General features: G+C 28.6%; 11 protein-coding genes and 12 tRNA genes. All 23 read right to left on the reverse strand.

What is annotated here, in order from left to right; all coding sequences use genetic code 11:
* Window positions 1-35: 35 nt before the first annotated feature.
* The 23 genes from ACAN_RS03240 to ACAN_RS03350 all read right to left on the reverse strand — a co-directional run bounded on the left by ACAN_RS03240 (window position 36) and on the right by ACAN_RS03350 (window position 13,846).
* Entirely contained in the window at window positions 36-659 is a 624-nt protein-coding gene (locus ACAN_RS03240) for a 3'-5' exonuclease (protein ID WP_099334793.1), read from the reverse strand.
* Window positions 652-2,493: a putative nucleotidyltransferase substrate binding domain-containing protein gene (locus ACAN_RS03245; RefSeq protein ID WP_099334794.1), complete on the reverse strand. Its 1,842-nt coding sequence runs from the start codon at window positions 2,491-2,493 to the stop codon at window positions 652-654. The genes ACAN_RS03240 and ACAN_RS03245 overlap by 8 nt, the downstream gene beginning before the upstream one ends.
* A 173-nt stretch (window positions 2,494-2,666) precedes the next feature.
* On the reverse strand, window positions 2,667-4,319 hold the full coding sequence (locus ACAN_RS03250) for a cation acetate symporter (RefSeq protein WP_099334795.1): 1,653 nt from the start codon (window positions 4,317-4,319) through the stop codon (window positions 2,667-2,669).
* Complete coding sequence (locus tag ACAN_RS03255; RefSeq protein WP_079577328.1) at window positions 4,319-4,633, reverse strand: DUF485 domain-containing protein; 315 nt, start codon at window positions 4,631-4,633, stop codon at window positions 4,319-4,321. The genes ACAN_RS03250 and ACAN_RS03255 overlap by 1 nt, the downstream gene beginning before the upstream one ends.
* Before the next feature lie 244 nt (window positions 4,634-4,877).
* A complete protein-coding gene (locus ACAN_RS03260) occupies window positions 4,878-5,510 on the reverse strand; it encodes a 3'-5' exonuclease (RefSeq protein ID WP_099334796.1) in 633 nt (210 codons plus the stop codon).
* Window positions 5,510-7,324, reverse strand: coding sequence for a DUF294 nucleotidyltransferase-like domain-containing protein (locus tag ACAN_RS03265; protein WP_099334797.1), 1,815 nt, complete (start codon window positions 7,322-7,324; stop codon window positions 5,510-5,512). The genes ACAN_RS03260 and ACAN_RS03265 overlap by 1 nt, the downstream gene beginning before the upstream one ends.
* A 112-nt stretch (window positions 7,325-7,436) precedes the next feature.
* Complete coding sequence (locus ACAN_RS03270) at window positions 7,437-9,323, reverse strand: sodium:solute symporter family protein (RefSeq protein ID WP_099334798.1); 1,887 nt, start codon at window positions 9,321-9,323, stop codon at window positions 7,437-7,439.
* A gap of 11 nt (window positions 9,324-9,334) precedes the next feature.
* On the reverse strand, window positions 9,335-9,589 hold the full coding sequence (locus ACAN_RS03275) for a DUF4212 domain-containing protein (RefSeq protein WP_099310137.1): 255 nt from the start codon (window positions 9,587-9,589) through the stop codon (window positions 9,335-9,337).
* A 165-nt stretch (window positions 9,590-9,754) separates the two neighbouring features.
* A complete protein-coding gene (locus tag ACAN_RS03280) occupies window positions 9,755-10,417 on the reverse strand; it encodes a response regulator transcription factor (RefSeq protein ID WP_099334799.1) in 663 nt (220 codons plus the stop codon).
* Window positions 10,398-11,975 (reverse strand): sensor histidine kinase, encoded by a 1,578-nt coding sequence (locus ACAN_RS03285; RefSeq protein ID WP_099334800.1) that lies wholly within the window; start codon window positions 11,973-11,975, stop codon window positions 10,398-10,400. Before ACAN_RS03285 ends, ACAN_RS03280 begins: the two co-directional genes overlap by 20 nt.
* 110 nt (window positions 11,976-12,085) lie before the next feature.
* Window positions 12,086-12,162 (reverse strand) — tRNA-Asp (locus ACAN_RS03290).
* A 13-nt stretch (window positions 12,163-12,175) separates the two neighbouring features.
* Window positions 12,176-12,251, reverse strand: a tRNA-Val gene (locus tag ACAN_RS03295).
* A 14-nt stretch (window positions 12,252-12,265) separates the two neighbouring features.
* Window positions 12,266-12,340: transfer RNA gene (locus tag ACAN_RS03300), tRNA-Glu, on the reverse strand.
* 75 nt (window positions 12,341-12,415) lie between these two features.
* Window positions 12,416-12,491, reverse strand: a tRNA-Lys gene (locus ACAN_RS03305).
* Window positions 12,492-12,507: 16 nt separating this feature from the next.
* Window positions 12,508-12,584: transfer RNA gene (locus tag ACAN_RS03310), tRNA-Asp, on the reverse strand.
* Between the two features lie 13 nt (window positions 12,585-12,597).
* Window positions 12,598-12,673: transfer RNA gene (locus ACAN_RS03315), tRNA-Val, on the reverse strand.
* Between the two features lie 8 nt (window positions 12,674-12,681).
* Window positions 12,682-12,756, reverse strand: a tRNA-Glu gene (locus tag ACAN_RS03320).
* Window positions 12,757-12,819: 63 nt separating this feature from the next.
* A tRNA-Lys gene (locus ACAN_RS03325) sits at window positions 12,820-12,895 on the reverse strand.
* 16 nt (window positions 12,896-12,911) lie between these two features.
* Window positions 12,912-12,988 (reverse strand) — tRNA-Asp (locus ACAN_RS03330).
* 13 nt (window positions 12,989-13,001) lie between these two features.
* Window positions 13,002-13,077, reverse strand: a tRNA-Val gene (locus ACAN_RS03335).
* An 8-nt stretch (window positions 13,078-13,085) separates the two neighbouring features.
* A tRNA-Glu gene (locus ACAN_RS03340) sits at window positions 13,086-13,160 on the reverse strand.
* Window positions 13,161-13,223: 63 nt separating this feature from the next.
* A tRNA-Lys gene (locus ACAN_RS03345) sits at window positions 13,224-13,299 on the reverse strand.
* A gap of 40 nt (window positions 13,300-13,339) precedes the next feature.
* The gene (locus tag ACAN_RS03350; RefSeq protein WP_099334801.1) at window positions 13,340-13,846 is read right to left on the reverse strand and encodes a CinA family protein; all 507 of its coding nucleotides are present in this window, start codon (window positions 13,844-13,846) and stop codon (window positions 13,340-13,342) included.
* Window positions 13,847-13,956: the final 110 nt, after the last annotated feature.

A 13,956-nucleotide genomic window follows, 5' to 3' on the forward strand; every position in this document is an offset into this window, starting at 1 on the left:
TTATATCGAAAGCTTATGTAAAAGTAATGTCTTAATTATGTATATCTTTTCATTTTTGCTTGATTTTTTAATTTTAAAAACATCATAGCCGTCATTATTGCATCATTGTATGCATCATGTTTACCCATTTTTGGTATTTGAAGCTCTTTCATAATAGTATCAAATCTTAAGTCGATATGTCCTTGTGGAATTGTTTCTATTTTCCAGTCGTAATAAATAGCTGAAACCTCCAATGTTTTATTTGGAAGTTTAATACCAATTTTATCTTTAATATATTTATTAACCATTGCAATATCAAACTCTAAAAAATATCCAACTAGTTTTCTATTTCCTATAAATTCTAAAAACTCTTCAATTACTTTATCAATATTTTCAGCATTTTCTAAATCACATTCTCTTATATAATGAATTTTAATTGAGTCTTCTTGTAGTTTTGTTTTTGGCTTAATAAATCTAACAAATTTTTTACTAGATACTATTGTATTATCTTTTATAATAACTGCACCAATAGAAATGATATCATCAATTTTTGGATTTAATCCTGTTGTTTCACAATCAAAACAAACATACTCATCTTCTTTTGGTTTATCAAATAAATAAAGATATCTTTTATCTTTTAACTTTTTTTTACTAAAATGATTTTTTATTAAATTATACATAGCTTAACTTATAGTGATACTCTAGTTTTTTCTTTAACTTATTAACGATTTTAAAACTATCTTTTAATAAATCTTTTTCCATAGTATTTAAATCCTCAGGATTAACATAATTGTTAATCTCTTTACCTGCATCTAGATTTTTTAGATTTGATTTTAATTTTACGCTTGCTAAAAAATTAAATGCTTCTTCTAACTCTTTTGAAAACTCATCATCTATGACATTTAACTTGTTTAGCTCTTTAATTCTTTTTATAGTGTTAGTTCTAAATAGTCTATTTTCTAAACTTAATGTTCTAATACTTTGAACAAGTATAAAAATGCCACCTCTTTTTATATCTATTTCATTTTTGTGTTTTTCATCTTCATTGTTAAATACAAATCCATCAAAGAAACCTAATGGAACATCAAAACTTGTAATTATTTTTGCAAAATTCATATAAAAACTTTGAGAATTTGAACCAACTTTAAATAAGTACTCTTTTAATGAAATAAGAAGAGTTCTATCTCCACTTGCACAAATAGCATCATAAAATATTGCAAGATTCATAAAATCATCACCAGTTTTACCCATAACCCAACTATAAATAAGCTCTTTAAAATCACTAAATCTTCTACACCAGTAAGGATTTGATACCATTATATTTCCCTCACATCTTGGAAAACCAAAATCTACTAATGTTTCAGTGAATTTATTTGCAAAGTTATTGATTTGTTTATCATCTAAGCTACAATCATCAGCAATAATTAATGCGTTATCTTGATCTGTTTTAAGTATTTGTTCAGCTCTTCCCTCACTTCCCATTACAATAAGAGCTGATTTACCTATTAATTCTTTAGGTGCTAATAGTTCAAATATTTTATCAATTAGCTTTTTATTTAATTGATTTACTAGTTTTGTAATAAAAGCAATTTTTACACCTTTTGCATTTAATGATTTGATAATTTTTAAAAATGATTTTGATGTATCTTTTAATTCTTCCAAAGTTTGAGCTTTATCTATTTCATTTGAAACAGAAAAAGTATGGGTTGCAAAAAAAGATGAAAGAGATATTTGATCAATTATTCCTACTATTTCATTGCTATTATTTTTTACAACTAATCTTTTTAAACCATGCTTTGACATAATAAGTTGAGCATCAAATAAAAAATCATTTTCATTTATATAAATAAGACCTGAACTAGATATCTTTCCAACACAATCATCAAAATCCATTCTATTTAATATTACTTTTTGTCTAAAATCAGAATCAGTTACTATATAAATCTCATCTTTTTCATCTTTTAAAAGTAAAGTGGGAACTCTATGCTCTTTGATTGTTTTAGCAGCTTCATAAATTGTTGTGTTAAAAGGAACAATTATCGCTTTATGAACCTTTGCATCTTTTACTTTAGCTATCATCATATTAGCTAACTCTTTATTTTTTTCATGGAGAGTATTATTATTTAATTTTTCTGAAATTGATTGAAAAAAATAACTTTCCATCTTTTGATTTTCATGTAAGATTTTTAAAAATACTTTTCTAGGAAGTGCATAGCATATAGTCTCTTCTGTTGTAATAAAGGTATTTTTTGAATAGTTTTCAATTAATGAAATTGGATCAAAAAATTCATTAATAGAGTAAATAGATAATACTTCTTCACTATTTTTTTCTTGGACAATACCTTTCATTATTAGATATAAATTTTCTGGCTTTTTATCTTTTTCTTGAATAATTTGATTTTTTTTGAAATATACAATATCTAAATTTTGACTAAACTCTTGCATTTGAGTTTTACTTAACTGTTCAAATGGATATATTGTTTTTAAAAAATTAATTTGTTCTTGAATACTCATGCTATCTTCTTTATTTTAAATTATGTAAAAATTATTTAAAGATTAGCATATAAAAAATGATAGAAAACTGAGAATAATATTAATAAATAAAACAGTTATTGTTAAGTTCAAAAGTGTTTCGTTTGGTAAAGTGTTACAAAGAAGCTCAAGCTTCTTTGTAACATTAAAACTTATTAATGATCAACTGCACCCTCAGCACCAAAACCAGTTTCAGCTCTTATACTTTGAGCCTCAAAAGCTTTTTGTTCATCTTTTGCTCTTTGAGAATTATCAGTAATTGAAAAAAACCAAATTGCAATAAATGCTGTTGATACAGAGAATAGTGCAGGGTATTTATAAGGAAAGATTGCTTCTTCATTTCCTAAGATTTCTACCCAAACAATTGGTCCTATTATAACTAAAATAACAGCAGTTAATAAACCAATAAATCCACCAATAACTGCACCTCTTGTTGTAAGTTTTCTCCAATAAATTGATAAAAACAAAATTGGAAAGTTTGCAGATGCAGCAATAGCAAATGCAAGTCCTACCATAAAGGCAATATTTTGTTGCTCAAATGCAATACCTAAAATAACACCAATAACACCAATAATAATAACAGCTCTTTTAGAGATTTTAATCTCTTGCTCTTCTGTTGCATTTGGGTTAATAACAGATGCATAAATATCATGAGAAATAGCACTAGCACCTGCTAGAGTAAGACCAGAAACAACTGCTAAAATAGTAGCAAAAGCAACAGCTGAAATAAATCCTAAGAATACATTTCCACCAACCATATGAGATAAGTGAATTGCAGCCATATTATTTCCACCAAATAGCTTGCCATCAACAAAGTATTGTGCACCTGCATCTGAGTTTAAAAATACAATTGCTCCAAGACCAATTACTGCAATAACTAGATAAAAATATCCAATAAAACCAGTAGCATATACAACAGATTTTCTAGCTTCTTTAGCATTTCCAACAGTAAAGAATCTCATAAGAACATGAGGAAGCCCAGCAGTACCAAGCATAAGTGCCATACCAAGTGAAATAGCTGAAATTGGATCAGTTATAAATCCACCAGGAGCCATAATAGCTTGTCCTTTTGTATGTGTTTCAACAGCTTTAGTAGCAAGTGCTTCAAAACTAAATCCAAAGTGACTTAAAACCATAAATCCCATAAAAGAAACACCAGATAAAAGTAATACAGCTTTAATGATTTGAACCCAAGTAGTTGCTAACATACCACCAAAAGTAACATAAATAATCATCATTACACCAACTAAAACAACTGCATACTCATACTCTAAGCCAAATAATACTTGTATAAGTTTACCTGAACCTACCATTTGAGCAATAAGATATAAAATAACAACTGAAAGTGAACCAAATGCAGCTAGCGTTCTAATCTCTTTTTGACTTAATCTATAAGCAGCAATATCTGCAAAGGTAAACTTACCTAGGTTTCTTAATTTTTCAGCCATTAAAAATAGAATAACAGGCCAACCAACTAAAAATCCAACTGCATAAATAAGACCATCATAACCACTTAAATATACAAGACCAGAAATACCTAAAAATGAAGCAGCTGACATATAATCACCTGCAATTGCCATACCATTTTGAAAACCGCTAATTCCACCACCTGCTGTATAAAAATCACTTGCAGATTTTGTTCTTCTAGCTGCCCAATATGTAATACCTAATGTACCCATAACAAATACAAAAAACATAATAATTGCTGGAATATTTAATTCCCTTTTTGTTGCCTCAAAACTTGCATCTCCTGCTGCGAAAAGTGAGATTGCAAATAGTGTTGTTAATAATATTAAAATTCTACTCATTATAACTCATCCTTTACATCTTCTTTAATCTCATTTGTTAAATCTTCAAACTCGCCATTTGCTCTTCTTACATAAATTAAAGTTGTGATAAAACTAATTATAATAATTCCCGCTCCAATAGGATAACCTATTGTCATAACACCATCTCCTGTTTTGATTCCCATAATGCTTGGATTAAATGCAATTATTAAAATATATGCATAAAACATTACTAAAACTAAGATTCCTAACTTTAGTGCAAAACCAGTTCTTTTTGATACTAGTTCTTGATATTTTGGGTTAGATTTTATTTTTTCAACTAACTCATCATTCATACTTTCCTCCTAAGTTTAGTGAATAATTTTATACTAATTAGCCTAATTCTAAAACTATCTAAAGTACCTTAAAATGGACTTCGTAGCATTAAAATAGCATTGGCTATCTAGTATGTGATTATACATATAAATTATGTTTTGTGCTAGAAGTGAGTAGGGCTTTAAGTGAAATTTAAATCTGTAAATAACAAGAAGTAACTTTTTGTAACTAAAGTGTATATATTGTGTAAAAATGCACATTTTCTTAGTTAGTATAAAATGTAGTTTTTGCTGGAGTTTTATCTTTTAATTTCAAAAATATCATTGAAGTCATAATCGCATCATTTAGTGCATCATGTTTTCCAAGTTCTGGAATATTTAACTCTTTCATGATTGTATCAAATTTTAAATCTACAAATTCATACTCACTTGAACGCTTTTTTGTTTTATAATACATAGATGATACTTCAATACTTTCATTGGGAAGTTTTATACCAATATATTTTTTCGTATATTTAGAAATCATTGCAATATCAAACTTTATGTAATATCCCACAATTGGTCTTGAGCCAATAAACTCAAGAAGTTTTAATATTGCAATTTTTGGTTCACATGCATTTTCTAAATCAATTGGTCTAATTTGATGTATTTTAATTGATTCTACATTTACATTAGAAGAGGGCTTTACAAATATATTGAAATTCTTTCTAAAAATAACTTTGTTATCTTTTATTAATACAGCACCAATAGATAATATTTCATCTTTTTTGGGTTTTAGTCCTGTTGTTTCACAATCAAGACATATATACTCACCCTTTGGTGGTTCATCAAAAAGATATAAATAGTTTTTATCTTTTAAAGCTTTTTTTTGAAAATATCTAATTAAATTTTTAATCATTACAAAATCTTATCAATTTTAAATGAGTAGATAATAAATTTTTTAAAAGCGATTACTATTTTAAAACTATCTTTTAGCAAATCTCTTTCAATTTTACCAAGTTTATGTGTATCTATCTCATTGTTTATTTTTACTTTATTATTACTTTGTTCTAATTGTGATTTTAATCTTAAGGTACTTAAAACTTCAAAAGCTTCAATTAGTTCATTTGCTAATTCATTATCAATAACTTTTTTATCTTGTAAAATTTTAATTCTTTTAACTGTTGTTGTTTCTCTAATTCTTTCTCTTAATGCTAAACTTCTAACTCCTTGTACAATTGGAAAAACACCAGTTTTTTTAATATCAATTTGGTGTGTTTTTGTCATAAAGTTTGCAACTGTAGTTGGAGTATCAAAGGTTAAAGTAGCTTTTGCAAAATATGCTAAGAATACGTCTTTATCATGAAGTTTATTAAATAAATAATCTTTTAGATTTATTAATAACTCTTTATCTCCTGCAACTGCAAAAGAGTCAAAAAATATTGCTAAATCCATGTAGTTTTGCATATCTGGTGCTTCTATCCATCTTTTTGTTTCTTTTTCATAATCTTTTACACTTTTGCACCAAAAAGGATTTGAAACCATAATATTACCCTCACATGGTGGGTATCCAAAATCTATTAAAGTTTTTGTCATACTATTCATATATGTTCTATATTGTTCAACATCCACACCATTTCTAATAATAAGTGCATTATCTTGATCTGTTTTGATTATTTGCTCATTTCTTCCCTCACTTCCCATAACCATAAAACAAGCATCATTTTGAAGATTTTTAGGAACAATGAGTTGATATAGTTTTTTATAAACTTTTATATTTAATTGACCAATTAAATTTGATATATGATTGACTTTTACACCTTTTGATTGTAAGGCTTTTATAATATTCAATAAATCATTACTAGCAGATTTTAAATCTTTGAGTGTTTTTGCTTTTTTTATTTGAGTATCAACAACAAAAGTATGATTAGCAAAGTGTGAAAGTACATCAAGTTGTTCTAATATTCCTATTAGTTCATTTTTACTATTTGTTACTCCAACTCTTTTGATACCTTTTTTTATTAATAGTGTTAAAGCTTCAAATAAATAATCATCACCTGATACTGTAAGTAGAGGAAATATTGCAATATCTTCAACATTTATTGATAAATCTCTTCCTTTTAGTAAAACTTCCATTTTAAGTAGTGAATCTGTAATTATCCCGTATTCATTCTCTTTTTGTACAATTATAGTTGAAGTTTTAAACTCAATTGATTTTGCAATTGCATTTGTTAATGTTGTTTTAGCTTGAACAATACATGGTTCATGAATTAGTGTATCTTCAACTCTTGCAATCATAAAAGAAGATAATTCAGATGTATATTCTTTTGTTTTTAGTGTTTGAATTTTGTTTACTAAATTGTTTAAGAAAAAATTTTTAAATTCACTATTTTCTTCAATAAGTTTTAAAAATGTATTTCTTTCAAGCTCATAACATATTAAATCTTCTTGAACTTTGAAAGTACTTTTAGTGCTTGAATATATAAGTGAGTTTGCATCAAAAGAGTCTTCATGGTGATAATCCATAACAAGTTGTTCATCTTTGTATTCATGAACAGATCCTTTTATAATGATAAAAAAGTAGTTTGGAATATTTTCAGGATTAATCAAAGTTGTGTCTTTAGGATAGTAAGCTATATCCATACTATTTATACAAATATCCATTTGTTGTTCACTTAATACTTCAAATGGATGAATTTTTGATAAAAATGCTTGTTGGTCGCGAAGACTCATCTTTTATCCTTTATATAGCACTTTTTAATGCTGATTTTATATATTATAATATATAAGTAAATAGCATTAAAAAATACTATAAAAAGCCGGTTAATACCGACTTTTTAGTAGTTTAGTGATCATGCGCTTCACCAGCTCCTGATGGAATTCTGATGTTTTCTACAATCTCTTGCACATGTGCAGGTGGTTCAGGTGTCATTCTTGACACAATAAATGCTACTATTAAGTGTAACACAGTACCTACTGTACCAATACCTGTTGGAGCTATTCCTAAGAAATAGTCTGCTTTATCTCCACCTAGGAATACAAAGTAAATAATATATCCAAAAGTAAAGATTAAACCAGTTAATATACCAGCAATAGCACCTTCTTTATTCATTCTTTTATCAAATATTCCAAGAATAATTGTTGGGAAAAATGCTGCAGCTGCTAAACCAAATGCAAATGCAACAACTTGTGCAACAAATCCTGGAGGATTTATACCCAAATACCCAGCGACACAAATAGCAGCAATTGCAGAAATTCTAGCCCACATTAACTCAGATTTTTCTGTAAGTTTAGATTTTCCTGTTTCTTTATCTTTAAATATTACTTGTCCTAGTAAGTCGTGAGAAATTGCTGAAGCAATTACTAGTAATAAACCAGCTGCTGTTGACAATGCTGCTGCAAGACCACCAGCTGCGATAAATGCAATTACCCAATTTGGTAAATTGGCAATTTCAGGATTTGCAAGAACCATAATATCTCTATCAACATAAAGTTCATTGTGTAAACCATTATTTTTTGCTAACTCTTCTTGAGTTGGTGCACCTTTACCATTAGTTGTAACTCTATTACCAACTTCTGATCTTTCATCTTCTACAAATTGAGGTTTACCATCAAAAGCTGCACCACTTGCGTATTGGATTTTTCCATCGCCATTTCTATCTGTCCAAGCAATTAATCCACCTTGCTCCCAAGTTCTAAACCAATTACCATCATTTTTACTACCATCTGCATGTGATAATTCACCATTAACAAAAGCTTTATAATCAACATTTTGTACATTTTTGATTAAGTTTACTCTTGCAAATGCAGCAACAGCTGATGCTGATGTATACATAATTGCAATAAATACTAAAGCCCATCCAGCAGATACTCTAGCATCTTTTACAGTTGGAACTGTAAAGAATCTTACAATAACGTGAGGAAGTCCTGCTGTACCTAACATTAAAGCAGTTGTTAGCATAAACATATTCCATAAGTTACCTGGCTCTGTATAAGCTGTAAATCCTAAGTCAGTTATTGCACTATCTAAAGCATGAAGTAAATATGTTCCCTCTGGAATAACTCTAACTCCATTGTCAAATGCAAAAGTTGTTTGTCCAAAAATACCTAATTGAGGTAAAAATGTATCAGTTACTTGTAGTGAAAGAAATATTGCAGGAATAGTATATGCAAAAATCATTACTACATATTGTGCAACTTGTGTATAAGTAATACCTTTCATACCACCAAGTACTGAATAGAAGAATACAATAACCATACCGATTATAACACCTGTGTTTACATCTACTTGTAAAAATCTTGAAAATACGATACCAACCCCTCTCATTTGACCAGCAACGTATGTGAAAGAAACAAATATTACTGCAATAACTGCAACTGTTCTTGCAACATCAGAGTAATATCTATCTCCAACAAAATCAGGAACTGTAAACTTTCCAAATTTTCTTAAGTATGGAGCTAAAAGCATTGCAAGTAGAACATATCCACCTGTCCATCCCATTAAGTAAGCACTTGCATCACTACCAATAAATGCAATAATACCTGCCATTGAAATAAATGAAGCAGCACTCATCCAATCTGCTGCTGTTGCCATACCATTTGCTACTGGGTGAACCCCTCCACCAGCAACATAAAAGTCTTTAGTTGAACCCGCTTTTGCCCATAGTGCAATACCAATGTAAATAGCAAAAGATATACCTACAAATAGGTAAATTAACGATTGTAATTCCATATTCTTATCTCCTACTCATTTACGCCATATTTCTCATCAATTTTTGTCATCGCTCTTACATAAACAAAAATTAAAATAACAAATACATATATCGCACCTTGTTGTGCAAACCAAAATCCTAGCTTAATACCACTTATTTCTATCGTATTAAGTTCATTAATAAAAATGATTCCACAACCAAAAGAAACGACAAACCAAACTACTAATAGTTTTAAAATAGTAGTAATGTTTTCTTTCCAATAAGCTTGAGCTTTTTCTGGACTCATATTCTCTCCTTCATAAAGTTTATACTAACAAATAAATTGTTTAGTCATCCAACCTTGAAAGTATAATAGCTATATATAGCAAAAGGGTAGCAATTAATATAAAATGTAAAAAAAATGTATTTTATTTTTTGAAGAATGGTCTAAAAAGACCATTTTATGGTAGCTTTATACAGAATAAAATCTGTCTATTTTATATCCTAAACCTCGAATATTTTTAATAAAGTCTTCTTTTAAAGCTTTTTTTAACCTAGAAATTTCTGCTCTAATAGTAGGATTGTCAATATTCTCTCCATCCCAAATATCAATTCTAAATCTTTCAAAGTCAACAATCATATTAATATTTAGTGCTAATATATGAATTATTTCTGATTGTTTTTTTGTTAAAGTTTGTGGTTCTCCATTAAAGTATAAGGTTTGTGTATCTTTTGAGTAAGAGTAGTGTTCACTAAATCTTATATGAGAAGTATTTTTTTGATCTTTTTTAAGTATTTGATTTATTTTTATACCAAGTTCACCTAAATGAAAAGGTTTTTTAAGATATTCTCTGCACCCAAGGTTATATGCTTTTGTAATGTCTTCAATATCTACTAAGGCACTAATAAAGATTGTTGGAACATATGTTTTTTTTTGATTTAACTCTTGAAGTATTTCAAAGCCATCTTTTTTAGGAACATTTATATCTAAAATTAGTAAATCATATGATGAATTTACATTTTCAATAACTTGTTGTCCATCAGTAAAACTTTCAACCATGTGTCCAATATCTTTAAGATATTCACTTATTGCATTATTTAACATTAATTCATCTTCAAGAAGTAGTATTTTCATTTATTTTAAACCTATATGTAAATTTTGTCTCTTGTTCATTTGAATCTAACTTGATTGTAACAAAGTTTTTATCACATATCTCTTTTACAATCCTTAATCCAAGTCCAAACCCACCACGTGCATTGTTCTCTCTATAAAAATCATTGAAAATTTTGTTATTATTATCTATTTTTTCAGAAGAAGTTTTCACTTCAAACTCTATATGAATATCATCTATATACATTAGTTTTATATATATAGGAGATTTTGCATATGAATATTTTATTGCATTAGATAAATTATTATCTATTATTCTTTGAAGCTCAGTTTTGTTAAATTTTATATATATATCTTTTTCAATATTAGTAATAAAAAATAAAGAGTTTGATTTTGCAATCTCTTCAAAAAAATTAAGTCTTGCTTCTAAAACTTCTGAAAAGTTTAAATAAGTTTTTTTATATTCAACTCTATCTTTTTTTATCATAAAAGATAAATCGTCGTATATATATTGTATTATTTTAGCTCCTGATTCAATATTTGTAACATATGAATTATCAGGTATATTCCTTTTTAATAAATCAATATTTGTTTGAATAATTGCTAAAGGTGTATTTATCTCATGTACAGAGTTTTTTAAAAATTGTTTTTGTGATTCTATTAAGTTTGTTAACTCTTTTGTTTTTTCTTCAACTTTTGATTCAAGATTTTTATTTATATCTTCTAATAAATGTTTTTTGTATTTTATGCTTGTCAAAGTTTCATTTGCATAATTTACAATAGTTCTAAATTCTGAAAATGATATTTTGTCTTGATTAATTGGTTTTTCATCAGTTTGTGATTTTTTAAAGTATTTTCCTATTTCTCTTACTTCTTTTGCAATAATAATTGTTGCATTTTTATAAATAAATATTGAGTATAAAACTAGCATGATAGTAAGTGAAGTTATTTGCAAAGTTGAATTAGATATTTTTTGGTCATACTCTCTTTCTTTTTCTTTTACAAGTTTTTTTATTTTATCTAAATATACACCTTTTCCTATTGTCCAATTCCAAGGTTTATATGACATAGCAAAAGATATCTTATTTACTTCTTTTTTTAATTGAGGCTTATACCAAAGATATTCTACAAAGCCACCATTTGCTCTTTTTGAAATTTTGATTAATTCTTTTATAACTTTGGTTCCATTTTTATCAGTAAACTCGTATAAATTTTTTCCTGGTTTACCTACAGGATAGTATATTGATTTTCCACTAAAATCATAAATAAAAGTATAATCATTTACATCATTTTGATTTTTCATTTTATCAATTGCAATTATAATATCTTTTTTTATTTCTTCTTGGGTTTTTATATTTTCATATTTTTCATGATAAAACTTAATAAACTTCATAGTATTGGCTATATCTTGTCTAATTAAATCTTTTTGTTTAGTTGTATAGTTTTCTTTTATGATTTTTATTTTCGCTTGAAATTCATTAAAAGTGTTATCTATAATAGTTAGTGTAAAAAATGAGATCAATATAATAATAAATAATATACTATAAACTATTAATTGATAAAGAGATTTTGCTCTAATCAAATTACAATCCTTACATGTAAAGCTTATGTATATAGATGGTAGCTTATTTTTTATTAAAAAAAGTATTATTAGGAAAAAAGATTGAGAAAAATAAAGTATATGTTTCTAAGTGGCGCGGTTGACGAGACTCGAACTCGCGACCTCCTGCGTGACAGGCAGGCATTCTAACCAACTAAACTACAACCGCACAACTAAAAAAATGGTGGTCGATATAAGACTCGAACTTATGACATCTACCTTGTAAGGGTAGCGCTCTACCAACTGAGCTAATCGACCTAAAAAATTTTGATTGGTGACCCCTAGGAGACTTGAACTCCTGTGGCATGGATGAAAACCATGAATCCTAACCGCTAGATGAAGGGGCCAATAAAATATGAAAAAGTATATAGATAATATTGAATAATGAATAAAGCAATTCACTTTTCATTATTGTCTAATAGTGGTGACCCGTGAAGGATTCGAACCTTCGGCCACCTCCTTAAAAGGGAGATGCTCTACCAGCTGAGCTAACGGGTCAATAAACAATAATAAGTGGCGCGGTTGACGAGACTCGAACTCGCGACCTCCTGCGTGACAGGCAGGCATTCTAACCAACTAAACTACAACCGCACAACTAAAAAAATGGTGGTCGATATAAGACTCGAACTTATGACATCTACCTTGTAAGGGTAGCGCTCTACCAACTGAGCTAATCGACCTAATAAAATGGTGACCCCTAGGAGACTTGAACTCCTGTGGCATGGATGAAAACCATGAATCCTAACCGCTAGATGAAGGGGCCAACAAAATAAAATAAGTAATGAATAGTATAAAATATAGATATAAGTTACAATATTCTTTACAATGGTGACCCGTGAAGGATTCGAACCTTCGGCCACCTCCTTAAAAGGGAGATGCTCTACCAGCTGAGCTAACGGGTCAATAAACAATAATAAGTGGCGCGGTTGACGAGACTCGAACTCGCGACCTCCTGCGTGACAGGCAGGCATTCTAACCAACTAAACTACAACCGCACAACTAAAAAAATGGTGGTCGATATAAGACTCGAACTTATGACATCTACCTTGTAAGGGTAGCGCTCTACCAACTGAGCTAATCGACCTAATAAAATGGTGACCCCTAGGAGACTTGAACTCCTGTGGCATGGATGAAAACCATGAATCCTAACCGCTAGATGAAGGGGCCAACAAAATAAAATAAGTAATGAATAGTATAAAATATAGATATAAGTTACAATATTCTTTACAATGGTGACCCGTGAAGGATTCGAACCTTCGGCCACCTCCTTAAAAGGGAGATGCTCTACCAGCTGAGCTAACGGGTCGTCTTTCTTAAAATGGAGTGGAATTATATAAAAAAAATTTTTATTTGTCAAGGGTTTTTTGAAAAAATTCTAAAAAAATTTTAAAACTTGTTTTTGCCGCTTGTATTTGCACTTCTTTTCGGTTACCATCAAAATGATATACATCAACGATTTTATCACCACTTTTAGCTTTCACACCTATTACTACAGTACCTACAGGTTTATTTTTTGTAGCACCTGTTGGTCCAGCTATTCCACTTGTAGCAAGTGAGTAATCTGCATCAAACATATTTATTGATCCCTCAAGCATATCTTCAACAACTTGTATACTTACTGCACCAAACTTTTCCAAATTTTCTTTTTTTACATTTAATTTTTTATTTTTTATTTCATTGGAGTAAGATACTATTGATCCATTGAATATATCAGATGAACCTGAAAGTTCTGTTATCATAGAAGCAATTAATCCACCTGTACAACTCTCCGCACAAGTAATAGTTTTTTTATTTTCTCTTAATTGCTGTTGTAACTCTTGCATTATTTTTTCATTAAATATATTATCAAACATTTTTTTCCTTTTGCAAATACTAAAACAATATTAGTATATTTTAAATGAAAAGTTAATAAGTGTAGTGGAGAATATATATAGTATGAAAATCATACTATATATAATGTAGT

It is taken from the genome of Malaciobacter canalis, assembly GCF_008000835.1.
Classification (GTDB): Bacteria; Campylobacterota; Campylobacteria; order Campylobacterales; family Arcobacteraceae; genus Malaciobacter; species Malaciobacter canalis.